This is a genomic window from Acidithiobacillus sp. AMEEHan (assembly GCF_030996345.1).
In the GTDB taxonomy this organism is placed as follows: Bacteria; Pseudomonadota; Gammaproteobacteria; order Acidithiobacillales; family Acidithiobacillaceae; genus Igneacidithiobacillus.
Genome location: NZ_CP118747.1, coordinates 692,302 through 716,730, shown reverse-complemented (window position 1 = coordinate 716,730; position 24,429 = coordinate 692,302). Strand labels below are relative to the sequence as shown.

27 protein-coding genes, 1 tRNA gene and 1 pseudogene are annotated in these 24,429 nt (G+C 60.5%); 16 read left to right on the top strand and 13 right to left on the bottom strand.

Annotation, left to right across the window (positions count from 1 at the left end):
- Positions 1 to 39: 39 nt before the first annotated feature.
- From ORD17_RS13430 to ORD17_RS03680, 9 genes and pseudogenes are all read left to right on the top strand, one after another.
- A pseudogene (locus ORD17_RS13430) lies at positions 40 to 596 on the top strand (YqgE/AlgH family protein).
- Positions 589 to 1,029, top strand: coding sequence for a Holliday junction resolvase RuvX (gene ruvX / locus ORD17_RS03715; RefSeq protein ID WP_308389545.1), 441 nt, complete (start codon positions 589 to 591; stop codon positions 1,027 to 1,029). The pseudogene ORD17_RS13430 and the gene ruvX overlap by 8 nt, the downstream one beginning before the upstream one ends.
- The gene (gene pyrR, locus ORD17_RS03710; RefSeq protein WP_308389544.1) at positions 1,008 to 1,520 is read left to right on the top strand and encodes a bifunctional pyr operon transcriptional regulator/uracil phosphoribosyltransferase PyrR; all 513 of its coding nucleotides are present in this window, start codon (positions 1,008 to 1,010) and stop codon (positions 1,518 to 1,520) included. Before ruvX ends, pyrR begins: the two co-directional genes overlap by 22 nt.
- Entirely contained in the window at positions 1,520 to 2,491 is a 972-nt protein-coding gene (locus ORD17_RS03705) for an aspartate carbamoyltransferase catalytic subunit (RefSeq protein WP_374693401.1), read from the top strand. The genes pyrR and ORD17_RS03705 overlap by 1 nt, the downstream gene beginning before the upstream one ends.
- Entirely contained in the window at positions 2,488 to 3,774 is a 1,287-nt protein-coding gene (locus ORD17_RS03700) for a dihydroorotase (RefSeq protein ID WP_308389542.1), read from the top strand. The genes ORD17_RS03705 and ORD17_RS03700 overlap by 4 nt, the downstream gene beginning before the upstream one ends.
- Complete coding sequence (locus tag ORD17_RS03695; RefSeq protein ID WP_308389541.1) at positions 3,771 to 5,573, top strand: HAMP domain-containing sensor histidine kinase; 1,803 nt, start codon at positions 3,771 to 3,773, stop codon at positions 5,571 to 5,573. The genes ORD17_RS03700 and ORD17_RS03695 overlap by 4 nt, the downstream gene beginning before the upstream one ends.
- Before the next feature lies 1 nt (position 5,574).
- The gene (locus ORD17_RS03690) at positions 5,575 to 6,948 is read left to right on the top strand and encodes a sigma 54-interacting transcriptional regulator (RefSeq protein ID WP_308389540.1); all 1,374 of its coding nucleotides are present in this window, start codon (positions 5,575 to 5,577) and stop codon (positions 6,946 to 6,948) included.
- 23 nt (positions 6,949 to 6,971) lie between these two features.
- The gene (locus ORD17_RS03685) at positions 6,972 to 7,319 is read left to right on the top strand and encodes a hypothetical protein (RefSeq protein WP_308389539.1); all 348 of its coding nucleotides are present in this window, start codon (positions 6,972 to 6,974) and stop codon (positions 7,317 to 7,319) included.
- Positions 7,319 to 9,439 (top strand): diguanylate cyclase, encoded by a 2,121-nt coding sequence (locus ORD17_RS03680; protein WP_308389538.1) that lies wholly within the window; start codon positions 7,319 to 7,321, stop codon positions 9,437 to 9,439. Before ORD17_RS03685 ends, ORD17_RS03680 begins: the two co-directional genes overlap by 1 nt.
- Here the strand turns inward: ORD17_RS03680 and msrB are convergent.
- Together msrB and msrA are read right to left on the bottom strand one after the other, a co-directional pair.
- Positions 9,370 to 9,819, bottom strand: a complete 450-nt coding sequence (gene msrB, locus ORD17_RS03675) for a peptide-methionine (R)-S-oxide reductase MsrB (protein ID WP_308389537.1) — start codon at positions 9,817 to 9,819, stop codon at positions 9,370 to 9,372. The two genes, ORD17_RS03680 and msrB, sit on opposite strands and share 70 nt — an antisense overlap.
- Positions 9,816 to 10,406, bottom strand: coding sequence for a peptide-methionine (S)-S-oxide reductase MsrA (gene msrA, locus ORD17_RS03670; protein WP_308389536.1), 591 nt, complete (start codon positions 10,404 to 10,406; stop codon positions 9,816 to 9,818). Before msrA ends, msrB begins: the two co-directional genes overlap by 4 nt.
- A gap of 132 nt (positions 10,407 to 10,538) precedes the next feature.
- Here msrA and ORD17_RS03665 point away from each other — a divergent pair.
- From ORD17_RS03665 to ORD17_RS03655, 3 genes are all read left to right on the top strand, one after another.
- Positions 10,539 to 10,614: transfer RNA gene (locus ORD17_RS03665), tRNA-Lys, on the top strand.
- A 277-nt stretch (positions 10,615 to 10,891) separates the two neighbouring features.
- Positions 10,892 to 11,431 carry a protoglobin domain-containing protein gene (locus ORD17_RS03660; RefSeq protein WP_308389535.1) on the top strand — a complete coding sequence of 180 codons (540 nt, stop codon included), beginning with the start codon at positions 10,892 to 10,894 and terminating at the stop codon, positions 11,429 to 11,431.
- A gap of 7 nt (positions 11,432 to 11,438) precedes the next feature.
- A complete protein-coding gene (locus ORD17_RS03655) occupies positions 11,439 to 12,689 on the top strand; it encodes an HDOD domain-containing protein (RefSeq protein ID WP_308389534.1) in 1,251 nt (416 codons plus the stop codon).
- Here the strand turns inward: ORD17_RS03655 and ORD17_RS03650 are convergent.
- From ORD17_RS03650 to hemC, 4 genes are read right to left on the bottom strand one after another with little or no spacing between them, the layout of a single operon-like run.
- Positions 12,637 to 13,317 carry a TonB C-terminal domain-containing protein gene (locus ORD17_RS03650; protein WP_308389533.1) on the bottom strand — a complete coding sequence of 227 codons (681 nt, stop codon included), beginning with the start codon at positions 13,315 to 13,317 and terminating at the stop codon, positions 12,637 to 12,639. The genes ORD17_RS03655 and ORD17_RS03650 overlap by 53 nt on opposite strands.
- A 50-nt stretch (positions 13,318 to 13,367) precedes the next feature.
- Positions 13,368 to 14,354: a porphobilinogen synthase gene (hemB, locus tag ORD17_RS03645; protein ID WP_308389532.1), complete on the bottom strand. Its 987-nt coding sequence runs from the start codon at positions 14,352 to 14,354 to the stop codon at positions 13,368 to 13,370.
- On the bottom strand, positions 14,351 to 15,139 hold the full coding sequence (locus tag ORD17_RS03640; protein WP_308389531.1) for a uroporphyrinogen-III synthase: 789 nt from the start codon (positions 15,137 to 15,139) through the stop codon (positions 14,351 to 14,353). The genes hemB and ORD17_RS03640 overlap by 4 nt, the downstream gene beginning before the upstream one ends.
- Positions 15,136 to 16,053, bottom strand: a complete 918-nt coding sequence (gene hemC, locus ORD17_RS03635) for a hydroxymethylbilane synthase (RefSeq protein ID WP_308389530.1) — start codon at positions 16,051 to 16,053, stop codon at positions 15,136 to 15,138. The genes ORD17_RS03640 and hemC overlap by 4 nt, the downstream gene beginning before the upstream one ends.
- Positions 16,054 to 16,189: 136 nt before the next feature.
- Here hemC and pal point away from each other — a divergent pair, with 136 nt between their 5' ends.
- The 4 genes from pal to queC are packed head-to-tail and all read left to right on the top strand — an operon-like array spanning position 16,190 to position 18,924.
- On the top strand, positions 16,190 to 16,765 hold the full coding sequence (pal, locus tag ORD17_RS03630) for a peptidoglycan-associated lipoprotein Pal (protein WP_308389529.1): 576 nt from the start codon (positions 16,190 to 16,192) through the stop codon (positions 16,763 to 16,765).
- 17 nt (positions 16,766 to 16,782) lie between these two features.
- Positions 16,783 to 17,595 (top strand): tol-pal system protein YbgF, encoded by an 813-nt coding sequence (ybgF, locus tag ORD17_RS03625; RefSeq protein WP_308389528.1) that lies wholly within the window; start codon positions 16,783 to 16,785, stop codon positions 17,593 to 17,595.
- 2 nt (positions 17,596 to 17,597) lie between these two features.
- Positions 17,598 to 18,236, top strand: a complete 639-nt coding sequence (gene queE / locus ORD17_RS03620) for a 7-carboxy-7-deazaguanine synthase QueE (protein ID WP_308389527.1) — start codon at positions 17,598 to 17,600, stop codon at positions 18,234 to 18,236.
- Positions 18,237 to 18,246: 10 nt separating this feature from the next.
- The gene (queC, locus tag ORD17_RS03615; protein WP_308389526.1) at positions 18,247 to 18,924 is read left to right on the top strand and encodes a 7-cyano-7-deazaguanine synthase QueC; all 678 of its coding nucleotides are present in this window, start codon (positions 18,247 to 18,249) and stop codon (positions 18,922 to 18,924) included.
- Here queC and ORD17_RS03610 read toward each other — a convergent pair.
- From ORD17_RS03610 to ruvB, 7 genes are read right to left on the bottom strand one after another with little or no spacing between them, the layout of a single operon-like run.
- Positions 18,921 to 19,583, bottom strand: coding sequence for a LysE family translocator (locus tag ORD17_RS03610; protein ID WP_308389525.1), 663 nt, complete (start codon positions 19,581 to 19,583; stop codon positions 18,921 to 18,923). The two genes, queC and ORD17_RS03610, sit on opposite strands and share 4 nt — an antisense overlap.
- Before the next feature lie 45 nt (positions 19,584 to 19,628).
- Entirely contained in the window at positions 19,629 to 20,894 is a 1,266-nt protein-coding gene (gene tolB, locus ORD17_RS03605) for a Tol-Pal system beta propeller repeat protein TolB (RefSeq protein WP_308389524.1), read from the bottom strand.
- Complete coding sequence (gene tolA / locus ORD17_RS03600) at positions 20,887 to 21,852, bottom strand: cell envelope integrity protein TolA (RefSeq protein WP_308389523.1); 966 nt, start codon at positions 21,850 to 21,852, stop codon at positions 20,887 to 20,889. Before tolA ends, tolB begins: the two co-directional genes overlap by 8 nt.
- Positions 21,849 to 22,268 carry a protein TolR gene (tolR, locus tag ORD17_RS03595; RefSeq protein ID WP_308389522.1) on the bottom strand — a complete coding sequence of 140 codons (420 nt, stop codon included), beginning with the start codon at positions 22,266 to 22,268 and terminating at the stop codon, positions 21,849 to 21,851. The genes tolA and tolR overlap by 4 nt, the downstream gene beginning before the upstream one ends.
- Entirely contained in the window at positions 22,265 to 22,954 is a 690-nt protein-coding gene (gene tolQ, locus ORD17_RS03590; RefSeq protein ID WP_308389521.1) for a protein TolQ, read from the bottom strand. The genes tolR and tolQ overlap by 4 nt, the downstream gene beginning before the upstream one ends.
- Complete coding sequence (ybgC, locus tag ORD17_RS03585; RefSeq protein ID WP_308389520.1) at positions 22,909 to 23,388, bottom strand: tol-pal system-associated acyl-CoA thioesterase; 480 nt, start codon at positions 23,386 to 23,388, stop codon at positions 22,909 to 22,911. The genes tolQ and ybgC overlap by 46 nt, the downstream gene beginning before the upstream one ends.
- On the bottom strand, positions 23,378 to 24,406 hold the full coding sequence (gene ruvB / locus ORD17_RS03580) for a Holliday junction branch migration DNA helicase RuvB (protein ID WP_308390046.1): 1,029 nt from the start codon (positions 24,404 to 24,406) through the stop codon (positions 23,378 to 23,380). The genes ybgC and ruvB overlap by 11 nt, the downstream gene beginning before the upstream one ends.
- Between the last annotated feature and the right edge of the window lie 23 nt (positions 24,407 to 24,429).

The window sequence follows — 24,429 nt, the reverse complement described above, 5'->3', positions numbered from 1 at the left end:
TACTGCCCTTTGCTGGGCAAAACGCGGTATCATAACAGCATGGAATTCTCATCGCTCAAAAATCATCTCTTGATTGCCATGCCCAGCTTGCACGACGGCCTCTTCGACCGTAGTGTCATTGTCGTCTGTGAGCACAATGCGGAAGGGGCGATGGGGGTAGTCATCAATCGCATCCTCGATATCAACATGGCCGACGCCCTCAAGGCCATCGACATTCGGCCATCGGAAGAAATGATCCACCGTCCAGTCTACTGGGGTGGGCCGGTCAGCCCGCAGCACGGCTTCATTCTCCATCAGCCCCGGGCGACTGGGAATCTTCCCTGCCGGTGAGCGATACCCTGGCGCTGACCAGCTCTCCTGACATCCTCGCGGCCATCGCCGAGCACTGTGGGCCGGAGCAGTATCTGCTGACCCTGGGCTACGCCGGTTGGGGCGAAGGACAACTGGAGAAAGAAATCCGCGAGAATTCCTGGCTGCACGGCCCGGTCGATCCGCGCGTGTTATTTCAGCTCCCCGCTGGCGAGCGTTGGCAGGAGGCGGCACGGGTACTCGGTATCGACATGCGTCTTTTGAGTGGCGCGGTGGGTCATGCCTGACGCTGGGCCTTGGCTCGGTATCGACTACGGCAGCAAACGGATCGGTGTCGCCTTTTTCGGGGAAGCCGGCCTCGGCGCACAACCTCTGGCCACCGTCCGCAACGGTGCGGGCGGGCCGGATTGGAGCGCGCTGGAGCGTTTGATCATGGACTGGCAACCGCAAGCCGTAGTCATCGGCTTGCCGTTGCAGGCAGATGGCAGCGAGGGCCAGACCGCCGCTGCGGCACGGCATTTTGCGCAGGCACTCGCGCAGCGTCATCCCCTGCCGCAGTACTGGATTGATGAGCGACTCAGCAGCCATGCGGCCGAGACGCAGATGTGCGAGCGCGATCTTTCCCGCACGGAACGCGACCGGCTGCGCGACCAGCTCGCTGCCTGTGCCATCCTGGAGAGCTTTTACGAGGAAGAACGATGGCATCGACCTGGGATCTGAGCACTCTCATCGATTCCTTGCAGCGCGATCTGCAGGCCCGCATCGACCCACAGAACTGCGTGATGGTGGGGATCTACACTGGCGGCGTCTGGATTGCGCGGGAACTGCACCGGCGTCTGGGGATTTCCGCCCCCCTGGGGGAGTTGGACATTTCCTTTTATCGAGACGACTTCAGTCGAGTAGGTCTGCATCCCGAGGTCAAGGCCTCGCGTATCCCGTTCTCCGTTGATGGTACCCATTTGATCCTGGTCGATGATGTTCTCTACACCGGTCGCACGATTCGCGCAGCGCTGAACGAGATCTTCGATTATGGACGTCCAGACCGGATCACTCTGGCAGTCCTCGTCGATCGGGGGCTGCGGGAATTACCCATCTGCGCCGATGTCGCCGCCCTGCGTTTGCGCAGCAACCCCTCCGATTACATCAAGCTGCGCGGGCCGAGCCCGCTGTCGCTGGAGTTTCTCCCCGGTGCGGAGGTGGCACCAGCATGATGCCCTGGCGCATGGGGGAAGGCGATCCGCAGCGGGATGCAGAGGGACGTCTGCGCAACCTACTGGGGATCGAGGGGCTGCGCGAAGGGGAGGTTCTCGAAATTCTCGATAGTGCGGAGTCCTTTCTGGGAATCGGCGAGCGCACGGTCAAGAAAATCCCTATCCTCCGGGGGCGTACCGTGGTGAATCTCTTTTATGAGAACAGCACGCGTACCCGCAGCACCTTCGAGCTGGCTGCCAAGCGCCTGTCGGCAGACGTGCTGAATATTGCCGTGGCGAGCAGCAGCGCCAGCAAGGGCGAATCCTTACTCGATACCGTCGACAATCTGCTAGCCATGCAGGTGGATGGCTTCATCCTGCGCCATCCAGAGGCCGGGGCCGCACACCTCCTCGCCCGTCATCTGGGCGAGCACGCCTGGGTAGTGAATGCTGGCGACGGCCAACATGCCCATCCTACCCAGGCCCTGCTCGATGTCTTTACGATTCGTCATCTGGTGGGCCCGATCGCGGAGCGGGTGGTGGTGATTTTGGGAGATATTCTACATTCCCGGGTGGCCCGCGCCCTCATTCATGCCCTCTCCATTCTCGGTTGCCCGCAGATTCGCGCAGTTGGTCCACGCACCCTCGTCCCGCCGGAACTGCAGAACCTCGGTGTGCATGTGTTTCATGAGCTGGAGCCGGCCCTGGCTGGTGCCAATGTCGTGTACGCGTTGCGCATGCAGCGCGAGCGTATGGACAGTCAGCGTCTACCCAGCCTCGAGGAATATCATCGCCGCTTCGGCCTGACCGCTGCGCGCCTGCGTCTGGCGGACGACAATGCGGTGGTGTTGCATCCGGGGCCGATGAATCGCGGCGTTGAGCTCAGTGCCGAAGTGGCGGATGGTCCGCAGGCCATCATTCTGGAGCAGGTTACCCATGGTCTGGCCCTGCGCATGGCCGTCCTTGCCCGCCTCGCCGGAGGCAATCCATGAGCTTGCGTCGACGGATTCGTAACCTGCGGCTGATTGATCCGGTCAGCGGCAAGGATCACCAGGGTGATCTTGCCCTGGCGGCGGGAAAAATCCTTGCGGTGGGCGAGATCCCCGGCGACTTCCAGGCGGACGAGGAACTCGATGGTAGCGGGCTCATCGCCTGCCCAGCCTTCATTGAAACGCAGTTTCAGGCCCATACCCCGGGGTCGGGGCTGCATGGTGACCTGCGCAGTGAATTGAACGCGGCAGCGGCCGGCGGTTTTGGCAGTGTCGTATTGGATCCGGATTCCGATCCCATTGCCGACCAGCCCGGCGTCCTCTGCGAACAGCGAGCGGCAGTGGAGGCCGTCGACCTGCTCCGCGTCTATCTGAGCGGCGCCTTGACCAGGGATTTGCGGGGGGAGAGCCTGAGCGAGATGGCGGCCCTTGCCGAGGCCGGGGCGCAAATCTTCAGCCAGGGACGACGATCCGTGGCCGATAGCCAACGTCTGCGCTTGGCCCTGAGCTATGCTGCAGACTTCGGACGCAGGGTCTTTCTCTGGCCAGAAGACGAAAGTCTCGCCGCCGGTGGCGTCATGGACGAAGGTCCTCTGAGCCTGCGCCTGGGACTCGCTGGGCGCCCGCAAGCAGCTGAGGAGATTGGCGTCGAGCGGGATTTGCGCGTTGCGGGTCTGGCGGGTGCGGCGGTGCATTTTCCGAGTCTCAGCTCAGCGGCGGCCATTGCTCGGGTTGCCGAGGCACGGCGCGGCGGGCAGGCGGTAAGCTGCGGCGTCAGCCTCCACCATCTGCTGCTGAGTGTCGAAGATATCGGTTATTTCAATAGCCACAGCAAGATCCTGCCGCCATTGCGCAATCAGAAAAACCGGGCTGATCTGCTGCATGCTTTGGCAAATGGGTCGATTCAGTGTCTCACGAGCCAGCACCTGCCGTGGGGCCGCGAAACGGAAGGGCAGACCTTTGCGCAAGCGCCTTTTGGCATCGCTGCAGCGGAGTGGACCCTGCCTCTTGCCCTACGCCTGGTCGAAGAGGGGATCTTGGACCTGCTGCAGCTGGTTCGTCTGTTCACAACCGGTCCTGCGGCTGTCCTCGGCCTTCCACCGCCATCCCTGGCGCCGGGCGCAACTGCCGATCTGTGCCTCTTCGATTCCACGGCCGAGCTGCGGCCAAGCCTCGCGGGCTTCAGCCGCGCCCGCAATCATCCCTACGCGGGTTGGTCGCTGCGCGGGCAGGTCCGTTACCTCTTTGTCGATGGACGGCTGCGTTACTGCCGCGCCACCGGATGAAACGACCCAATTCTCTCTCCTGGCTGACGGTGTTTGGCTTCGGACTGGCCATCGTGCCGTTGGTTCTGGTGATCGTAAGCATCACCCTGACCATCTCCCGCTTTGCGGAGGAAGGACAGAGTAGCATCCTGCGTGCGGTCGCCCTGAGTGACAGCGCCAACCGCATGGCCAATGCGGTCCGCTCCATGGAGCGCTACGGCCTGCAATACACGGTGTTGCAGGATTCGGCGCTGCTCGTACTCTTTCAGCAAAGTTTTGAGGAGTATCAACAGGTTAGCAAGCGTTTTGCCGCCGCAGGCCCGAGTGTGACCGATCAAAAGCGTTTGCATCGCCTAGATGAAAATCTTGCCAAGGCCCGCCGCGCCTTGCCTCTGGCAGCCCTCGAGGGTGGGCGGGGCAGTCTGGATCAGAATTTTAGTACTGCCAGTCGCGAAATGCAGCAGCTTCAGGAAGATGTCAATGATGGTATCAGCGCGCAGGTCAAGCATCTGGGCGACCGGGCCCTGCAGATCAAGCGGCTGACACTCTACGAGGTGTTGCTCGCGCTGCCGTTGACCATCGTCGTGGCCATCTTCTTCATCATCCTCATCACCCGCCCCATCAAGCGGCTCGATCGCGCGATCTCCGGTCTCGGGGACGGCGACCTCGCCAGTCCCATCCAAGTGAACGGTCCCAACGACATCGCCGCGCTCGGAGACCGACTGGAGTGGCTGCGACAACACCTGCAGGAGCTGGAGGCGACGAAAATCCACTTCCTCCGGCAGCTTTCGCATGAGCTGAAGACTCCACTCACCGCTATCCGCGAAGGCTCGGAACTACTCCAGGAGGACCTCGGGCAGGGCCTGGCCGCCGAGCAGCGCGAGATCGTCGACATCGTCCGCGACAACAGCCTGCGCCTGCAGCGCCTCATCGAAGATCTCTTGCGTTTCAGCGTTGCCGAGGGGCCCGCGGTGAGCGCCGGCATGCGCCATCCGATTCCGCTGCACGAGGTCATCGAAGAGCTGTTGCAAAGCTACAAGCCGTTGCTACGCAGCAAGGCTATGCGCGTAGAGCAGCAGATTGCCGAAGTCTGGACGGCGGCGCACCGCGACCGGATCCGCACCATCTGCGATAATCTGCTGTCCAATGCCGTGAAGTTCTCACCGCAAGGGTCTACCATACGGGTGCGTCTGTGGCAGGATGGCGAAGATGCAGTGCTCGACGTCATCGATTCCGGCCCCGGGGTGGCGCCCAAAGAGCGCGACAAAATTTTTGATATTCTATACCGCGGCAGCGCCAGCGAATCGGGAAAGATCGAAGGCAGCGGACTAGGTTTGGCGATTACCAGGGAATATGTTTTGAGTTATGGGGAAGTCTTGAGATTCTTGATGGTGAGGGGCAAGGAGCACATTTTCAAGTTCGTCTTCCCAGTATTCAGCATGACGCTTTTAGCCCTGAGTCTGAGCGGCTGCGCCGAGATGCCGGTGAGCAAGCCCGCACCCCATAGCGTCGTCCTTCAGCCCGACCAGATCATCGTCTCGCGCGCCGCCTATCAGGAGCTGCAGGACCGGGCAGCACAAGCGCAGAGTCAAGCGGCAGCGACGGCGGCCTGCGTTTCCGCGCAAAGCCGTATCGCCGGTTTGCAGAAGGAACTCGCGGACTTGCGCGCCGGAGATCCGAGTTATCAAAATCTACAAAATAAGATCAACGACCTGCAGAGCCGCCTCAACCAATCCCAACAACGGGAAGGGGAGTTGCGGAAAAAGCTCAACGAATTGATACAAATCGAAAAAAATTCCCGTATGGTGGGAGGGCGATGAATTGGCCAAGCAAGCGAAAATCTTACTGGTAGACGACGACGCAGATTTGCTGCGACTCCTGTCGTTGCGCATGAAAAGCGCAGGTTACCAGATCAGTACCGCGGCCAATGGGCGGGAGGCCCTTTCGCAGTTGGCGGTCGAACATCCGGCCCTGGTCATCACCGATCTGAAAATGGATGAAATGGATGGGATGGCGTTGCTCGATGCGATTCGCCGCGACTATCCTACCCTGCCGGTCATCATTCTGACGGCCCACGGCTCGATCCCCGATGCCTTGCTGGCCGCCAATCAAGGGGTCTTCGCCTTCCTTACCAAGCCCTTTGACGGCAAGGAGCTCATGGCCGAGGTCGAACGCGCCTTTCAGTTGACCGCCGCTGCCCCCCAGGGAAAGCGCGGCAAGGAGGCCGCAGGCTGGGAGCGTATCCTGACCCGCAGCGCCAAAATGCAGGCGCTGCTCGATCAGGCGCGCCTGGTGGCGGCGGCGGATGCCAGTGTTTTCATTCATGGTGCCAGCGGCACTGGCAAGGAGCTCCTGGCCCAAGCCATTCATCAGGCGAGTCCTCGACGTGATCGCCCGTTCGTGGCCGTCAATTGCGGGGCATTTCCCGAGCAGCTCCTGGAATCCGAACTCTTTGGCCACAAAAAGGGCGCATTTACCGGGGCTGCCAGCAATCATGTGGGCCTGTTCCAGGCAGCGGATGGTGGCACCCTTTTTCTCGATGAAATCGGTGACATGCCGCTTGCCTTGCAGGTCAAGCTCCTGCGCGCTTTGCAGGAGCGGCAGATCCGCCCGGTGGGTGCGACGGAGACCATTCCGGTGGATGTCCGGGTGATCTCCGCCAGCCACCGCGATCTGGAGCGGGAAATGGCTGAGCGGCGTTTCCGCGACGATCTTTATTACCGGTTGTGCGTGGTTACCCTGGAGCTGCCAGCACTGGCGGAACGTGCCGAGGATATCCCGCTGCTCGCGGAGCATTTCCTGCGCGAGGCGGCGACGCGCAACCGCAAAGACGTGCGGGGCATCGCGCCCGAGGCCATGGAGTTGTTGGTTACCGCTCCCTGGCCTGGAAACGTTCGCCAGTTGGCCAATGTCATCGAACAGGCCGTAGTATTGTCTACTACGCCACGCATCGGTGCGCCCCTGATTCGCCACGCCCTGCGCGACCGCGATGGCGAAGTGGTCCCACTCGCTGATGCCAAGGGCCGTTTCGAGATGAACTATCTGATTCAGCTCATGCGCATGACCCGCGGCAACGTCAGCCAGGCCGCACAGCTCGCGCAACGCAACCGCACGGAGTTCTATCGTTTGTTGCGCCGCTATCATCTCGACCCGGCGACCTTCAAGGAGGACGAGGAAGAGAGCCCGGAAACGTGATTCAGGAAACGGGGGAATAGTCTATGCCCATGGTCAATATTCTTGCCTATCTGGAAGTGCTGATTGCCTTGCTGATCCTGGTGTTCCTGGTAGTCACGTTTTTTTATCTTATCGCTCCGCAGGGGTTGGATGCCTTTTTACGGCGGGTGGGTGTACATCGGGGTATTGGCGCCTTGAATGCCCGCAATGTATTTGCGGCACTGCGCCAGCTGGGAATCCTGCTCTTCGTGCTGGGGGTCATTACCCTGGCGATGATTCTCTTTCGCGCCTGGCCGCGAGGCTGGTTGATTCCGGCCATCCAGGAGCTGGTGATGGCGGTGGTGCTGTTTTTCGTTGGTCATCTCGGTGCCAAAGGGCAGGCATCCAAGTAATGGTCGAGGGCTCCAGCACCCCAATCTCTGCGGACTCGGACCTGCAGCGCGGCGAGTTCTTCGCAGCGATCGAAGAAGCCTCACGCCGGGCATTTGTGGAGCTGTGTCGGGAGCCGGAGGTTGCGGCGTATGTCGCCACTCTGGACAGTAGTGTGCTGGAACACATGCAGGCGGCGCAACACCGCCACTTCGCGCGCTTGTTACTGGAAGAGGATCCCGCGGCATGTGAGGAGCTCAGTCGGAAACTGGGCGCAGTTCACCATCGCTTGGGCCTGCCTGCCGATTGGTTGGTGATGGCCAGCGAACTGTTTTCGGCACAGCTGCGACGCGCCCTCGCGGCCTTTGCATCGCCGATGCCAGAGCTGGAGCAGCGCATCAGTCGACGTTTGGCCAGCGACCTGGTCATACAATTGCGCAGCATGCGACAGTTGGAATCGGACGAAGAGCTGGTCATCGAAAAAATCGACATTCTGTTGCTCAGCGAGCCGGATGAGAAACAGTTGCTGCAGCGCATACTCAATAAAATCGTACTGTTGCCCGGTGTGGACGGTGCATGGATCGGCAAACCCCATGGCGGAGAACTGCAGCCTATCGCCGTTGCCGGCGCGCAGATGGCTAGCTACCTCGAGCAGGTCCAGATCCGCGTCGACGCAGGACCGACCGCCCGGGGTCCCATGGGGCGAGCCTGGAGTACCGGGCAGCCGGTGGCCGTCGACGATCTGGAGACAGATCCTCTGTTTCTACCGTGGCGGGAGACCGTGCACGGCACTGGTGCCTGGCGCAGCACTATCGCCTGTCCGGTAGAGGTCGCGGGCAATCTCGAGGCGCTATTTGGTGTATACAGCCGCACGCCACGGTATTTCTCCGCGCCCTCCCGTCGACGCACCCTGATGCGTCTCACTCGGATGCTCGGCATTGCACTCGAAAAACAGGACCAACACGAGCGTCTGGAACGCAGCAACCGACTGTACCAGACCTTTCTGAGTCAGGGAGACATCATCATGCGCTCCCGTTCCGCCGCTACGATTTTGCGTCAGACCTGTCATCGTCTGGTGGAAAATGGTCTATTCAGCACCGCTTTTGTCGTGCAACCGGATAGCCATGGCTATTTTGCACCGATCAGCGCCGCTGGCAAAAACAGCGATAAACTGACTCGGGCGCGGGTGCATGTCGATCAACGGGAGCCCGCGTCGCTCCTCGCGACGGCTTGGCGGGAAAGGCGCATGCAATACCACAACCACTATCTTGAGGATCCGAAATATCAGAGCCTTGCCGGCCTGGTTGCGGAATTCGGCTGGAACAGTCTGGCGGTCATTCCCATCCAACACCAAGGGGATCTCTGGGCACTTCTGTGTGTGGCCAGTGCCCAGCAGGGATATTTTGACCATACGCTATTGTCGGCTTTGGCGCGCACGGCCAAGATCCTGGGGTTTGGCCTGGACGAATTGGCGTTGAAAAATCAGATCGAAGCGGAGCGAGAAGAGCAGAGCTGGCGCGCCATGCATGATTCACTGACCGAACTCCCGAATCGTGCCGCGTATCTGGCAGAACTGCCCAAGGCCCTGGCGCGCACTGGGGAATGCCTGTTGGCAGTGTGTATGATGGATCTCGATGATTTCAAGCCAGTGAATGACCAGTACGGGCATGCGGCGGGGGATCTGGTGTTGCAAGTGGTGGCCCGGCGCCTACGTGCTGCCATCCGCGAGGACGATCTGGTGGCACGCTTTGGCGGCGATGAGTTTGCACTATTGTTGGGGAAGCTGGCTTCCTTGGACGTGCTGGAGTGCGTCCTGAACCGGGTCCAGAGCGCAATTCGGGAAAAAATCGTCCTTGCCGACGGCAGCGAAGTGCAAGTCGGTAGCAGTTTGGGCGTCACCCTCTATCCTCTCGACGATGCGCCTGAGGAGATCCTGCTACGACATGCCGACCAGGCTCTTTATGCGGCGAAAAGTGAGAAAGGCGACCTTGGCAAAGCCTTCTATCTCTATGATGGTAGTGATGGCATAGTGCTTCTCCCGGAGCCCTCCACGGTCCACGGGGATGCCGATCATCAGTCTGACAAGCCGTCGGCTGCTGGCGCCTCATCACGGAATTCCAATGCGGCAGAGTTCAAGCAATAGCGCAGCCCGGTAGGTGCTGGCCCGTCGTTGAAGACGTGCCCCAGATGGCTGTCACAACGGGCGCAACGAATTTCCGTACGGATCATGCCATGGCTCGTGTCGCGCAGCTCGCGGATGTGGTCGCCCGCAAACGGGGCATAGAAACTCGGCCAGCCGGTTCCTGAATCAAATTTTTCCCGGGAACGAAAGAGTGGCAGATGACACAACGCGCAGACAAAGACACCCGGACGTTTCTCATCCAACAATCCACCGCAAAATGGCGGTTCAGTACCATGCTCAAAGAGGACGTGGCGCACTTCGGCCGAGAGATGGCGAGCGCGTAGGGCGCGCTCTGCCGCACTGATTGGGGTAAGATCATAACCTGTCGACGAAATCTTCATGACTTCCTCCGATATTGCGGGAACAGGCTTGCCAAGGCCTGGATTTTGGGCTGTGCGACGGCGCAGATATAGGGTTGATCGGGGTTACGGCGGGCATAGTCCTGGTGGTACTCCTCGGCTGGATAAAATGCGTCGAGGGCGTGCAGCTCGGTAACGATTGGTTGCGAAAAACAACCGCTCTTTTCCAGCTGGGCGATATAGGCGCGCACCATATCGGCCTGGGCATCGTTGAGAAAAAATATGGCGGAGCGATACTGACGGCCGATGTCGTTGCCCTGGCCATCGCGCTGTGTGGGGTCGTGGGCCACGCCAAAAAACACCTGCAGTATTTGCCCGAAGTGCAGCTGTTGTGGGTCGTAGCGCAACTCTATCGCTTCTGCGTGATCCGTGGCGCCACTGCAGACCGCGCGATAATTGGCATCCTTTTCTTGGCCACCAGCATAGCCAGAAACCACCGACCGTACCCCGGCCAGTTCCCGGTACACTCCTTCCACACACCAAAAACAGCCACCAGCCAAGACGACTCTGGCGGGCACGTCCGCCTCTGGATCCTGCCAATCGGGAAGCGGGAGTACATTCGTTGGCATCCGAAACCTCCTGACAAGTGCTGGATGATGCCGGCAAGATAGACCTTCTTGCTTGGCCGCCGCAAGGGCACCAACCCGTCGAATACCGTCGGTTGACCCTAGCGGGGTGATCAACGCATAATTCGTGGCCCCGGGGGTGTAGCTCAGTCGGTAGAGCAGCGGCCTTTTAAGCCGTGGGTCATGGGTTCGAATCCCATCGCTCCCACCATCTCTTCAGGTTGGCCCTCTCTCTGTGGCGCTGCCCCATGCTTGGTTTGCCAGAATGCCACGAATACCATTCTGAGCGAGCGGAGCGACGCCTGGATTCTGATCCCTTGCAAAGCGCAGGATATGCTCTAATCTCCCCATCACGGGGCGGCGTGTCTGCCAGCCTGGAGAACGACGGGCGTTTCCAATTTTCGGCTTTCCGCCATCAGCATGGTAGGCGCACAGGAAGCAGGAACTGCTTGCCTGGAAAGAGGGTGGATCACAATTTGGAGGGTTGGATGGAGTTGTTAGAGTGTGCCCAGCAGGACCCGCAGTTACAGGCTTTCATCGCAATAGCCGGGATTACTGCAGAGGATCTTTGCTTGTTGCAGCAGGCAGCGCCAAAAATCGTTCCGGTCGTTCCCGAGGTGGTGGAGTCGCTGCAGGCCAATTTGTTGCAGCAGGAGCAAATTGCCGCCAAGCTCGGCCAGGCTTACGGCAACTACGCAGCGCACCTTGGCCAGTGGTTGACGAATCTTTTTTCGGGTCCGCATGATGCTGGCTTCCTCCGGCAACAAGAGGAATTGGGCAAACAAAATGTACAACATAAAATTCCTCCACTGTACAACGCCTTTATCATGAGCTTTTTGCGCGCGGCATTGCCGCATTCCTTTGGTAAGAATGCCATTGCCCGAGAGTTTCCGGATGGCGCGCTGACCGCGGCTACCCTTCGTCTTCTCGATTTCTGTCAATATCTTACGGACCGGGCATATACCACCCGTTTGCTGGAGGTTACCGGCATCTCAAAATCTCTCCTTGATCGTTTGATGACCGCATGACGACGGTATGACCGAAGAATCAGACAACAGCGCCGCAAACCTGGACCTCGTAGCCCGCCAGGCCATTCTCGATGGCAAGGGCAACGTGCAGGCCTACGAATTGTTGGCGCGGGAAGAGTATAGCCCAACCGAAGATCCATTTCTGGCTTCGGCACAGGTTCTGGTAAAGGTGTTTTCGGTCTACCAACTGGAGCAGCTTCTCGACGGGAAAAGGGCCTTCATCAACTTCACCAATAGTTTGTTTGACGAAAAAACCCTGGAATTGTTTCCCTGTGAGCGCGTCGTTCCGGAGTTCACAATTACCGAAGTACCAAAGCGCGAGTTTCTGGAAAAAATACAGTACTTGAAGAAAGCTGGCTTTCGCATTGCTCTCGACAGGTTTTCTGGAAAGGCGTGGGAAGTTCCGCTGTTACCCTGGATGAATTATGTAAAAATTGATGTCAGCGAGATTGCTGCGGCGGATATGGATAATTTACTGAAACTGGTTCGCGCGCAGAAATACGCTACCCGCATGCCGCTGCTCATTGCTACCCGTGTTGAGACGCGAGAACAGGCGGCCAACTGTTTTGGCGCTGGTTTCGACTGGAGTCAGGGATACTTTTTCATGCGGCCGCAGGTCGTCGCCCATCGTCATGTCGGCAATGATCAAAGAAATCTCTTTCAGCTGTTAAATTTGCTTTCTGGAGATGGGCCGATTGACGAGATTGAGGAGGGGTTTCGTCGCGATCCCACCTTGTCGGTGCAATTGTTGCGCTATCTCAATTCCGCAGGCATGCGCCGTAGTCGCGAAATCGATAGCATCCGGCAAGCCTTGCTCGTCTTGGGACGGGTTCCCCTGCAACGCTGGCTGACGCTGCTGATGTTCACCAGTCAGGGGCCCCGCAAGCACTCCCTGCTGGCAATGGCCAGCAGCCGTGCGCGCCTTGCGGAATTGCTGCGCCAGGAGAGTGTACATCTGGAGCAATCACCGGAGGCTTTGCACCGCTCATTTCTGGTGGGCATGCTGTCGCTCGTTGATGCCCTGTTCGACCAGCCGCTGACGGACATCTTGAAAGAACTGAAATTGCACTCCTCGGTCACTATGGCCTTGTTGGAGCGTGACGGTGAGGACGGCGTCCTGCTGCAGCTTCTCGAGAGTATAGAGCGGGGAGATTACCCGGCGATACAACAGTGGGCGACTCGCGCGGGAGTTCCAGTGGAGAGCGTCAATCGCTTGGCCCTGGAGGCCATGGCGTGGGCTGCGGCGCTGCCGCGTTAGAGAAAATTCCAGGTTCTGATGATGCGCAAATTCTGTGGTGGCTGTTGCCAGGCGGGGGGCAAGGGGGGAACGGCGCTGCGCTGATCAGGATTTCCCGTACAGCTTCAGCAAGGATCTGATTTTGCTCGCCCTGCACTACCTCTATGCGCAGTAATTCCCCGGAAGGTGATATCGTCACGGCGACCACGATCTTGCCGGTGGGGAGTTTTTGTTGGGTGAGTTGGGCTTTGGCCATGTCGACGATATGTTTTTGCCAGAGCAAGAGATAGTCGGCGAGCTCCCGCTGTTTGAGCGCCATTGGCGGGGTCTCTGCCCGCTCTTGGCTGCTGGGTAACCCTGGTCCTTGCGCCAGACTCGGGATATCGCTGGCTGGATGGAACTGGTTGTGCTGTGGCAGGGGAGTCAGGGTGATTTCCACCCGCGAGTCATGCGCTCGCTGTGCATTCTGGTTGGCTTGTTGTTCGGGCAAGAGAGCTACCCAAAAAAGCAGGAGGAGGGATCCGATGACCGCAGTTGCGGCAAGTAGCCAGGGGAAGAGTTGATCGAGGTCCTCTGCTTTGGGGACGAGTACTCGAGCCAGGTACAGTATCGTGCGAATGAGCAACACCCGTAGCCAGAACGAGAGCAATGCCAGTGATTCTCGGGGTCCGGATCGACGGCGACGGGAAGCGGCTGGAGTCACCGGAGCCAGTCACAAACCTCCACGGCCGAGTAGGTGATGATACCATCGGCGCCCGCGCGTTTGATGGCGAGCAGGGACTCCAACACCGAATTCTGCAGATCCAGGTATCCGGCTTGGGCGGCGGCGCGCAACATGCTGTATTCCCCCGAAACCTGATAGGCGAAAACGGGAAAGTCACAACGTTCCCGTACATCGCGGATGAGGTCCAGATAGGCCATGGCCGGTTTGACCATGACCATGTCGGCCCCCTCTTCCAGATCCAGCGCCAACTCGCGAAAGGCCTCGCGGCGATTGGCTGGGTCCATCTGATAGGCGCGGCGATCCCCAAAACTGGGGGCGCTGTCGGCGGCATCGCGGAAGGGGCCGTAAAACGCGCTGGCGTATTTGATGGCGTAGGAAAGTATCGCGACATTTTCGTGGCGAGCGGCATCCAATGCCTCACGAATCGCCAGCACCATGCCATCCACCATCCCCGAAGGGGCGATGACATCCACCCCCGCCTCGGCGTAGGAGAGGGCTTGCTGCTGCAGATTTTCCAGGGTGGCATTGTCGTCACGATCACCGTGCGCGTCGAGCACGCCACAGTGGCCGTGATCGGTGTATTCGCAAAAGCAGGCGTCGGCAATCACCAGCAGGCTTGGAAAACGTTCCTTGATGGCGCGGCTGGCGCGCTGCACCAGTCCTTCAGCAGCCCAGGAAGCGCTGCCCCTCGCGTCCTTGGCCTGGGCCTCCAACACACCAAAAAGCAGTACCCCCGGAATGCCACGATCCACGGCATCGCCACAGAGCCGTAACGCCGAGTCGATGCTATGGCGAAACACTCCAGGCATGCTGGAGATTTCGCTGCGAATCGCGTCGCCCTCTACGAGAAAGATCGGCAACAGAAAATCACCGGGATGCAGATGGGTTTCGCGCAACAGGGCGCGCATGGCTGCCTGGCGGCGCAAGCGGCGCGGCTGATGGCGGGAGGAATGGAGTTTCATGCGCTTTTCTCCTGCTGGCTCGCCCACTCCTCCAAAGCCGCGACCAAGCCGGCGTTGCTTGCCTCCGCTGCCACCCAGGGGGAGGGCAGGCCTTTACTGGTGATGGCTTCTGCCGTCAGCGGGCTAATGGCGATGATGGGGGTCTTCTTCAGCCAGCGTTGCCCGAGTCCGCCGACCATCTGGTAAAAATTGTGAAAGATTTCCGGGCTGGTGACGGTGACCGCATCGAGTTCGCCCCGCGCCCACGCGTGCAGCAGAGGCGTCGGGTTTGCCCCCGGAACGACACGGCGGTAGCAGAAGATTTTCTCCACCGTGGCGCCACGGTCCTCGAGGGTCTGCTCGATCAATTCGCGGCCCTGATCGCCGGCAAAGAGAGCGAAGCATTGCCCCGCCACCTTCTGCCACTCCGGGCTTTCCAAAAGACTTTCCGAGCCTGCGCGCTTGGGTGCCAGGGCTACCTCGATGCCAAACTCGGCAATAGCCTTGGCGCTCTCCCGGCCGACGGCGGCAACCCGGACTGACGCAGGCCACGTATGTTGCCCCCGACTCTGCCATCGACTCAAGGCAAAGTGCACAGCATTGCGGCTGGTAAACACCGCCCAATCGAAAGAATCGAGTTGGTCTAGGGCCGCATCCAGGGAATGCCAGGTCTCTGGCGCATCGATCTGTAACGCCGGGAAGGCGATGGGGCGCGCGCCACGGCGTTGCAGCTCCGCAATCAATTCGGCGGACTGTTCCCTCGGCCGGGTGACGACGATGCCTTTGTTCTGCAGGATACCGCTCATGTTGCTTGTAACTCCTTGATGATCTTGCCCGCCCCCTGGCGCAGAAGGTCCTCTGCAACCCTTTCGCCCAGGGCGACGGGATCGCTGGCGGATGCCTGCGCGCGCAACAGACGCAGTCCGTCCAGGCTCGCCACGCGACCTTCGAGCGTTAGTGTACCTTCTTCCCAACGAGCGAGGGCCGCCACCGGAAGGCGACAGTCGCCGCCCAAGCTACGGTTCATCGCCCGTTCTGCGCGGACACAAAGACTGGTTTCCAGGTGCGCAAGGGGCAGTACCAAGGATCGGGTCTTTTCGTCATCGGCGCGGATCTCGATGCCAATTGCCCCTTGTCCCACCGCTGGCAAGGAATCCTCCACCGCAAAGAAGCTGCGGATGCGTTCCTCCATCCCTAAGCGCTTGAGCCCGGCAGCGGCAAGAATGATCGCGTCGTAGTCGCCGCGGTCGAGCTTGGCCAGGCGGGTAGCGACATTGCCGCGCAGATCCTCGATGTGCAGGTCAGGGCGGCGGTGGAGCAGCTGCGCTCGCCGCCGCAGGCTCGAACTTCCCATCCGCGCGCCTTTGGGAAGCGCCATCTCATTCTCGTACTGCGTGGCGACAAAGGCGTCGCGCACATCCTCCCGCTCCAGGATCACGGCCAACTCGAGACCTTCGGGCTGCAGTGCGGGTACATCCTTCATGGAATGGACAGCGAGATCGACTTCTCCTGCGAGCAGCGCACTCTCGATTTCTTTGACGAACAGACCCTTGCCGCCCAACTGATGCAAGGGCGCTGCCAGCTCGCGGTCGCCCGTCGTGGTCATCGGTACGAGGTCTACGGAGAGGAAGGGATCCTGGGCCAGCAAGGCCCCGCGCACGTGCTCTGCCTGCCAGAGTGCGAGAGGGCTGGCGCGAGTGCCGATACGCAATGGGTCCATGCCAAGTTTCGTCGATTTCCGGAAAACGTCCCTCACCATAGCAGTGCCACTTCTCCTGTCAAGCACGTGGGCCGGAACGATTGCTGAAATTCCAGCGCCTGCGATACAATCAGCATTATTCCTTTGGAGAAAAATCATGCAGCTTCGCAGTGTCGTCGTCGTGTTCGGCCTTTCTTTCCTGGCGCTGTCGGGTTGCGCACGCAACGTCGGCAGTGGTGCCCCCACTGCAGTCACGCCCGTGGCACCTGTGAGTTCGGTCGCCACCAATGGCTACAATGGCCAGGGAGTGGGTTCTCAGGATCTCAACACCAATGGCCCCATTGGCGGTAGCAACCGCGGCCTGACGGCGGCAGAATTGGCGGCATTGCCCAGCCATTTACGTGTTCACTTCCCCTTCGACAGCGACAGGATGGACGCCAACGGCCAGGCCATTGCTGCCGAAAACGCCCAGTTCATGATGAATCATGCCCACGTGCAGGTGCGCCTGGAGGGCAATACCGACGACCGTGGTACGCAGGAGTACAACCTGGCCTTAGGCGAACGACGTGCGGAAACTGTCAAGCGCTATCTAGAGTCTCAGGGGGTGAGCGCTGCCCGTATCAGCACGGTCAGCTTTGGCAAGGATAACCCCCTCTGCACCCAGAATGATCAAGCATGTTGGGCACGTAACCGACGCGTCGACTTTGTATACAGTGGGGGGTACAACGGCTGATCTGGAGGTCGTTTTCGATGAAGGATAAGTGGACTGCAGCAATGGCAGGCGTGCTTCTGGTCGTGAGTTCTCCGGCCTGGGCAGAATCCCAGGGGCAGCAGATTCTGCAGCTACAGCAGCAGGTGGCGGTGATGCAGGGCGAAATCCAAAGCCTGATCGCCGTGCAAAAGGCGAGTCGCGGCAGTCAGTCCGCCCTCGGTGATCTCCTCAATCGCTCGCAGCAGATGCAACAGGAAATCCGAGAGCTGCGCGGCGAGCTGGAGAGTAAAACCCACGCCCTCTCTGTTGCTCAACAGGAAACCAATGACAAGCTGGCGGCGTTGTCTGCTGCTGTGGCCAGTAGTGGTGCTGCCACGGCGGTTACCGCGAGTAGTACGAGTGCGGCGTTGTTGAATCAGGCGCCGAGCAGTGCCATTGCTGCCGAGGCGAGCAGCGCGGCCAGTTCACCCGTACAGGGACTGGGCCAGGCTGATTACCAGCGTGCATTTGATCTGTTGCGCTCAGGGAAATACGGTACGGCGGCGACCGCATTGCAGGATTTCATTCATAAATATCCGCAGAGCAGCCTCGTGGTAGATGCCTATTACTGGCTTGGGCAGGCACAGTATGTACTCGGTCAGAATGATGCCGCCATCAAAAGTCTCAGCGCCGCTGCACAGCACACCCAGAGCAGCAAAGCGCCTGATGCCCTCCTGCGTATGGGGCAGATCTATCAGGCGATAGGTCAGCCGACCAAGGCGAGAGCCACCTTCAACCGGATTCTGAAGCAGTTCCCCAACACCCCGGCGGCGCAAAAGGCGCAAACTCAGCTGCAGGCCAGCGGTCAGTAACCATGGCGCGGCTGCGCGTCACGGAAATTTTTCATAGCCTGCAGGGGGAAACCAGTGCCACGGGGCGCCCGGCGACCTTCGTTCGCCTTACGGGCTGCCCACTGCGCTGCCAGTATTGTGACAGCGCCTACGCCTTTCATGGGGGCGAATGGATGGAGCTCGAAGCGATCCTCGCCCGGGTGGAGGAGCGTGCGCAGCAACTGGTCGTGGTGACTGGGGGCGAACCCCTTGCCCAGGCCGGGGTGCATGACCTGCTCCATAGACTCTGTGATGCTGGGCGTGAGGTCTATCTGGAGACCAGTGGGGCTCTTTCGGTCCGCGACGTCGATCCACGGGTGGTCAAGATTCTCGACATCAAGACGCCGGGCTCGGCGGAAAGCGAAAAAAATCATTGGCAGAATCTGCAGTACCTGAGCGCCCGGGACCAGGTAAAGTTCGTCCTCTGTGACCGCGCGGATTACGAATGGGCTCGGGACTTTGTGCGAGAGCATCCCTTGCCGGTTGCAGAATGGCTCTTTTCTCCCAGTTATGGCGCGCTGGATCTGCGCGAGTTGGCGGAGTGGATACTGGCGGACCGCTTACCGGTGCGTTTGCAGATACAACTGCACAAATGGATCTGGGGCGACATTCCTGGCCACTAGCGGAGGAGGCATGACGGCTAACGAAGCGATTCTGTTGCTTTCTGGGGGGCTCGACTCGGCTACCGTGGCAGGTTTTTTGCGCCGCGATGGTCGTACCGTCCACGCCTTGTCTTTCGATTACGGGCAACGCCATCAAAGCGAACTGGATTACGCTCGCGCCGTGGCCCGAGCCATGGGGGTTGCCAGTCATCGGATTCTCAAGATCGACCTCGGTGGCCTGGGCGGTTCGGCCCTCACCGATGCCGCCCTGGCGGTGCCGGAGACCGGTCTTGGCGAAGGGATTCCGATCACCTACGTGCCGGCGCGCAACACTGTATTCCTCTCCTACGCCTTGGCCCTAGCGGAAGTTCTGGGGGTGGCGGACATCTACGTCGGGGTCAACAGTCAGGACTACAGTGGCTACCCCGATTGCCGACCTGCCTTCATCGATGCCTTCAATCGTCTTGCGGCGGTGGCGACCAAGCTCGGTGTGGAGGGAGCAGCGCCGCAGATCCACGCACCGCTGCAGCAGATGCGCAAGGCAGAGATCATCCGCGCCGGACTCGACGCTGGCGTCGACTACAGTATCACCCGTTCCTGTTATCAGCTCGATGCGGCAGGACGCTCGTGCGGCCGTTGTGACGCCTGTCGCCTGCGCCTGGCGGCCTTTGCCGAACTCGGAATTGCGGATCCGGCCCCGTACCGCTAAAAACGCAGCTCACCAATCGCCAGAGCCAGCAGCGCCAGCCCAAGAAGCACGAAAATCCCCCCACTCCACTGTTGTAGGCGTCTACTGGCGATGGGGCCGCGCAGCCACCGCGCAAGGCGGGCACCCGCAGCGGAGTAGACGACATACCAACTGAATTCAATTACGGCAAAGCTGAGAACCAGCTCGGCAAATTGTAGCTGCAGATTCCCCTGGTAGCGCATGAATTGCGGTACCAGGGCAAGGGTAAAAAGGATGGCCTTGGGATTGCTCATGGCTACCAGAAACCCGGTGCGGTACAGGACTCCCGCCGAATGCCTTCGGCTTTCTGGCTCTGCGGCAGATCTCTGCGTTTCTGCCGGTATGCTGCTGCTGCTCCCAGCCTGCCGCCAGGCCGAGATGCCGAGATACAGCAAATACAACGCTCCGATGACGCGCACGAGAGTAAAGAGCCGAGGCCAGCTTTGCAGAAACAGGCCAAGGCCGCCCACGGAAACCAACATCATCAGCAACAATGCAGAAAAGCAGCCAAACATGGTAGCGACTGAACGCCCCAAGCCGTGGATCGCGCCGTGACTCATCAGCAGGAGCATGTTGGGTCCTGGGATTCCAGAAATGACCAGGACCGTCAGTACGTAGAGAAACCACAGGTGCAGGCTCATCGGGGTCGCGGGACCAAGAAGGAGACTGCCCGACGCTTATCGTCTTCAGTGCGACCAAGCGGGCTGGCTGTCCTCGCCCGCACCGTGCAGTATGGCCAGGGTGCGACCGTCGACACTGGCTTCTGCCAGAACCTTACGGCCGCCGCGGTGGGTGCCATAGATCACCATTTCGCCATTGTCGGCAAAGCTTGGGTGGTCACAGTTGCCCTGGGCATCGAGGACCTTCAGGTCGCCGCCCGAGGCGTTCATCACCGCCAGAGCATAAACGCCATCGGTACGGTGGATGAAGGCGATGCGCTGGCCATTGGGGGAGAAAGCCGGGCTCGCATTGTAGTTGCCGCTATAGCTGATACGGTGTTGGCCGCCACCTTGGGCGTTCATGACAAAGATCTGCGGACCGCCGTCTCGGTCCGACACGAAGGCGATTTGCCCACCATTGGGAGACCAGCTGGGGGAAGTGTTGATACTGCCGCCGTGGGTCAATTGTTGCCGCTGTCCAGTACTCAGGTCGACGGTGAAGATATTGGTCTCGCCACCTTCCGAGCGGGCGTAGGCGAGTTCTTCTCCGTTGGGGGAGAAGCTGGGCGCACTGACGATCTGACCTCCCGGAGCGATGGCCTGACGCCTGCCGGTGGCGAGATCCTGCACGAAGATGGTCGCCCGCGAATTTACATACGTTACATAAGCCAGACGCTGGTTGTTCGGGGACCATACCGGAGAGAGCAAGGGCATGCGTCCCTGTACCACCACATGCGGATTCCAGCCGTCCGACTCTGCCACGATCAGAGAATATTCAGGCCCGACCTGGCGCACGTAGGCGATGCGGCTGGCAAAAGGTCCGGGTTTTCCGGTGAATGCCTGATAGATCACGTCGGCTACGTGATGCGCGGTCATGTGCAGTTCTGCCGGGGAACAGGTGAAGCGTTTGGCGGCGAGCTCCTGCCCGGTGGCGACGTTGTAGACGTAAACGGTGACCGTGTAACCCGCTGCGCTTTTTTCCACCGCGCCGACGGCGAGACCAGTGGCACCGATGCCGGTCCAAGCGCTGGACTGCACCGCACCTGGAGTCTGCGGGTCACTCGGATAGCTGGCGGGGCTGAGAACCCGGAATAGGCCGCTGTGGCTGAGGTCGGCCCGTACCACGTCAGCTACAGTCGGCTGCCCGGCAATGCCAGGGCCGAACGAGGGAATGGCAATCGGCAAGGCCGTGGAGACGCTCTTGGTCACCTGCACGGTCAGGGCCGCCTCGCTGGGCAAAACGAAAGCGAGGGCTAACAGTCCCAGGAAAAATACGATGACGCTCTTACGCATGGTTGAGATCCTCGGCGTTGAATCGGATGACGACGCTTTTGTAGGCGCTGTAGGGTAGACCAATGGGAGGGACAAAAGGTGCCGCAGCTTCGACGGCGCGAATCACTGCCTGATCAAAGGCTGGATTGCCGCTGCCGCTGACCACGCGCGGCTGACCGATGATCGCGCCCGTTGGCGTCAGTTCGATGGCCACCTCACAGTTCAAGGATGCGGCAAAGGTGGTATCCCAGGCGCGGTATACTCGACGCTGGATTTTCTGGCCAAAGAGGGCGGCCAGGCGCTGATCTTCGGCGGCCTGCTGTGCCTTTGCTGCCGCCAGATTGGCCTCGGCCTGCGCCTTTGCCTGGGCCTCCAATTGCTGCTGAAGGGCCTTGGCCCGCGCCGCTTGGGCAGCCTTGGCCGCTTCCTCGGCCAGTTGCTTCTTCAGCGCCGCAGCGCGGGCCGCTGCCGCCTTCTCTGCCGCAGCTTTCTTGGCTGCTTCTTGGGCTGCCTCCTTGGCCGCCCGTTCCTCTGCTGCTTTTTGCGCCGCAGCTTTCTCCGCCGCCGCTTTTTGTGCGGCGGCCCGTCGGGCGGCTAGTTCCTCCGCGTGTCTTTCCGCTGCGGCCCGCTCCGCCGCGAGCTTGGCGGCAGCTTCTCGCGCCTGCTTTGCAAGCTGACTGGGCGAGGGTTCGGCAGGCTGCGGCGCTGGCTTTGGCTCAGGCTTAGGCATGGGCTTTGGCGCTGGGGCAGGCTTTGGCATCGGTCGTGGCGCTGGCTGGGGAGCTGGTGCGGGGACGGGTGCAGGCTTTACCGCTGGTGCGGGGGCCGGGCTTGGTAAAGTGCTCTCCAGGGTCGCCTGCATGGCAGCATGCCCGGCGGCCGGGATATTGACATGGAAGGTCCAGAACAAGGCCACCAGGACCGCCACATTGAGGACGACGGCCAGCAGTAACGGCAGGATGCGGGGTTGCTCGTTCAATGCCGTTCCGGTCGGGTAAGTAGGCCCACGTGAGAAATGCCCGCCTGCTGCAGGGCCGCCATGACCGCCATTACCTTGCCGTAGTCCGCATGGGCATCGCCACCCACCAGCACCTGCAGCTGCGCTGGATTACCGGCGCCGATCTTCTCTATGGAGTTCGCCAGGTTCTGCAGTTGCGGGCTCAGGTGTTGATCCTTGTACTGGAGATCGAGCTTGCCATCCTTGGCTACCGAGATGACGACAGGCGGGGTTTTATCCGGAACTGGTTTGCTCACGCCTTTGGGCAGATTGACGTTGACGCCCTGGGTCAAGAGCGGTGCCGAGAGCATGAAAATCACCAGGAGGACCAGCGATACGTCGATGTAGGGCACGACGTTCATCTCGGCCAGCAGACGACGGCGCTTTCGGCTTCTCATGCTTTGCTCTCGGGTAGCTGGCGATGCAGGATGTTGGTGAACTCGTCCATGAAGACTTCATAATGCGCGTCGAGTTCATCCAATCGATGCACGAAGCGGTTATAGAAAAAGGTCGCCGGAATGGCCGCGAACAGACCCGCGAGCGTTGCGATCAGCGCCTCGGCGACCGGTGGTGCCACCGCTGCCAAGGTTGCTTGTTGTGCCATACCGATGTTCATGAAGGTGGTCATGATGCCCCAGACCGTGCCCAGCAGTCCGACGAAGGGGGCCACGGAAGAGATTGAAGCGAGCAGGGGCAGGTTGCTCTCCAGCTGGCCAATCTCGCGGATCTGGGCACCGCGCATGGCACGCCGAGCGGCATCCAAGGCATCGGCAGCGTGCCCCTTACGCTGTCGCTGAAATTCTTCGTAGCCGGCGCAGAAAATACTTCCGGCGCCCATTTCCAACTGTGGATTGTTGCTCACATTCTGGTAGATCTGGGCCATTTCGCCGCCGCTCCAAAAGCGTTTCTCGAAGCGTTTCAGGGCCCGATGTGCGCTGGAGAACACCATCCCTTTCTGAAAGATGACGAACCACGACACAACGGATGCGATCAGCAATAAGAGTAGGATACCTTGCACGACGGGGCTGGCGTGCAGGATCAGGTGGCTGAGAGATAGATGCTGGGCTGAGGCAGTGGTGTCCATGAGGTCTCGTGTTCAGGGATGGTTGGGGAAGAAGGCACGCAGCACGTGCCCGGGTATGGGGTAGGGCGAAAATTGGTCGCTGCCAGGCAGGCGACTTCGACCTCGCCCAGACATAGCAGAATACCGGCACGTGCAACCCGCTGGGTAAAACGCATGCGCAACGGACGAACCTCGTCAATTTGGGTCTCGATCTCCAGCAGGTCGTTGAAGCGGGCCGGGGCGCGGAAGTCGAGGCGCGCGCGGCGCACGGCAAAAATCACACCCTCTTTCTGTTCCAACTGGTCCAGCTCCAGGCCCCTATCGCGTAACATTTCCGTGCGGGCGCGCTCCATAAAGCGCAAATAATTGGCATGATACACCACGCCGCCGTGATCCGTATCTTCATAATATACGCGCACGGCAAAGTGGCCTTGTGGCGGGGAGCTAGCCGGCATCGAAGAGGCTCCCGGACTGCCCCGATTCCGGTCTTGGCAGTCCTAAGGCGAGGTAGCTCTGTGCAGTCGCACAACGGCCACGAGGCGTGCGAATCAAATAGCCGGATTGAATGAGAAAAGGTTCGAGCACATCCTCGATGGTGCCGCGATCCTCGCCCAGGGCAGCGGCCAGGCTCTCCACCCCCACCGGTCCCCCGCCAAAACGCTCGATGATGATGCCGAGCAGGCGGCGATCCTGGGGATCAAAGCCGTGCTCATCCACCTCCATCAGCTCCAGGGCGGCGCGGGCGGTGGCATGATCGATCGTGCCATTGCCGCGCACCTGGGCATAATCGCGCACCCGGCGCAGCAGTCGGTTGGCGATGCGCGGGGTGCCGCGGGCACGCGCGGCAATCTCGCGCACACCTTCAGCGGCGGCTGGCACTTGGAGAATGCCAGCCGAACGTGCGACGATGCGACTCAGCTCGTCGATGCTGTAAAACTCCAAATGAAAGCTGATACCAAAGCGGTCGCGCAGCGGCGAAGATAGGAGCCCGGCGCGGGTGGTGGCGCCGATCAGGGTAAAAGGAGGCAAACCGATCTTGATGGATCGTGCCGCCGGACCTTCGCCAATCAGGATGTCGAGCTCGAAATCTTCCAGGGCCGGGTAGAGGATTTCCTCCACCACCGGACTCAGGCGGTGGATCTCGTCCACAAAAAGAACATCATGGGGCTGCAAATTGGTGAGGATGGCGGCGAGATCGCCGGCTTTGTCGAGGATCGGGCCAGAGGTCACCTTGAGGCCGGCGCCCATCTCCTGGGCAATGATGTGTGCCAGCGTCGTCTTGCCAAGTCCCGGGGGGCCAAAGAGCAGGACGTGGTCCAGTGCCTCCTGCCGCTGCCGCGCCGCGTCGATGAACAGCGACAAGGACTCGCGCAGGCGTTCCTGCCCCAGATATTCCCGTAGCAGCCGTGGACGTAGGGCGTGATCGATCTTGTCCCCCGCTTGCTCGGTGGCACTCAAGTGGTCTCGGTTCATGGCGCTGGGAGTACTCATGGCTG

What these genes read in the sequence shown, in the direction of transcription:
- ruvX (WP_308389545.1), top strand. Translation starts at nt 589, where the DNA reads ATGCCTGACGCTGGGCCTTGGCTCGGTATCGACTACGGCAGCAAACGG.
- pyrR (WP_308389544.1), top strand. Translation starts at nt 1,008, where the DNA reads ATGGCATCGACCTGGGATCTGAGCACTCTCATCGATTCCTTGCAGCGC.
- ORD17_RS03705 (WP_374693401.1), top strand. Translation starts at nt 1,520, where the DNA reads ATGCCCTGGCGCATGGGGGAAGGCGATCCGCAGCGGGATGCAGAGGGA.
- ORD17_RS03700 (WP_308389542.1), top strand. Translation starts at nt 2,488, where the DNA reads ATGAGCTTGCGTCGACGGATTCGTAACCTGCGGCTGATTGATCCGGTC.
- ORD17_RS03695 (WP_308389541.1), top strand. Translation starts at nt 3,771, where the DNA reads ATGAAACGACCCAATTCTCTCTCCTGGCTGACGGTGTTTGGCTTCGGA.
- ORD17_RS03685 (WP_308389539.1), top strand. Translation starts at nt 6,972, where the DNA reads ATGCCCATGGTCAATATTCTTGCCTATCTGGAAGTGCTGATTGCCTTG.
- ORD17_RS03680 (WP_308389538.1), top strand. Translation starts at nt 7,319, where the DNA reads ATGGTCGAGGGCTCCAGCACCCCAATCTCTGCGGACTCGGACCTGCAG.
- msrB (WP_308389537.1), bottom strand. Translation starts at nt 9,819, where the DNA reads ATGAAGATTTCGTCGACAGGTTATGATCTTACCCCAATCAGTGCGGCA.
- msrA (WP_308389536.1), bottom strand. Translation starts at nt 10,406, where the DNA reads ATGCCAACGAATGTACTCCCGCTTCCCGATTGGCAGGATCCAGAGGCG.
- ORD17_RS03660 (WP_308389535.1), top strand. Translation starts at nt 10,892, where the DNA reads ATGGAGTTGTTAGAGTGTGCCCAGCAGGACCCGCAGTTACAGGCTTTC.
- ORD17_RS03655 (WP_308389534.1), top strand. Translation starts at nt 11,439, where the DNA reads ATGACCGAAGAATCAGACAACAGCGCCGCAAACCTGGACCTCGTAGCC.
- hemB (WP_308389532.1), bottom strand. Translation starts at nt 14,354, where the DNA reads ATGAAACTCCATTCCTCCCGCCATCAGCCGCGCCGCTTGCGCCGCCAG.
- ORD17_RS03640 (WP_308389531.1), bottom strand. Translation starts at nt 15,139, where the DNA reads ATGAGCGGTATCCTGCAGAACAAAGGCATCGTCGTCACCCGGCCGAGG.
- hemC (WP_308389530.1), bottom strand. Translation starts at nt 16,053, where the DNA reads ATGGACCCATTGCGTATCGGCACTCGCGCCAGCCCTCTCGCACTCTGG.
- pal (WP_308389529.1), top strand. Translation starts at nt 16,190, where the DNA reads ATGCAGCTTCGCAGTGTCGTCGTCGTGTTCGGCCTTTCTTTCCTGGCG.
- ybgF (WP_308389528.1), top strand. Translation starts at nt 16,783, where the DNA reads ATGAAGGATAAGTGGACTGCAGCAATGGCAGGCGTGCTTCTGGTCGTG.
- queE (WP_308389527.1), top strand. Translation starts at nt 17,598, where the DNA reads ATGGCGCGGCTGCGCGTCACGGAAATTTTTCATAGCCTGCAGGGGGAA.
- queC (WP_308389526.1), top strand. Translation starts at nt 18,247, where the DNA reads ATGACGGCTAACGAAGCGATTCTGTTGCTTTCTGGGGGGCTCGACTCG.
- ORD17_RS03610 (WP_308389525.1), bottom strand. Translation starts at nt 19,583, where the DNA reads ATGAGCCTGCACCTGTGGTTTCTCTACGTACTGACGGTCCTGGTCATT.
- tolB (WP_308389524.1), bottom strand. Translation starts at nt 20,894, where the DNA reads ATGCGTAAGAGCGTCATCGTATTTTTCCTGGGACTGTTAGCCCTCGCT.
- tolR (WP_308389522.1), bottom strand. Translation starts at nt 22,268, where the DNA reads ATGAGAAGCCGAAAGCGCCGTCGTCTGCTGGCCGAGATGAACGTCGTG.
- tolQ (WP_308389521.1), bottom strand. Translation starts at nt 22,954, where the DNA reads ATGGACACCACTGCCTCAGCCCAGCATCTATCTCTCAGCCACCTGATC.
- ybgC (WP_308389520.1), bottom strand. Translation starts at nt 23,388, where the DNA reads ATGCCGGCTAGCTCCCCGCCACAAGGCCACTTTGCCGTGCGCGTATAT.
- ruvB (WP_308390046.1), bottom strand. Translation starts at nt 24,406, where the DNA reads ATGAACCGAGACCACTTGAGTGCCACCGAGCAAGCGGGGGACAAGATC.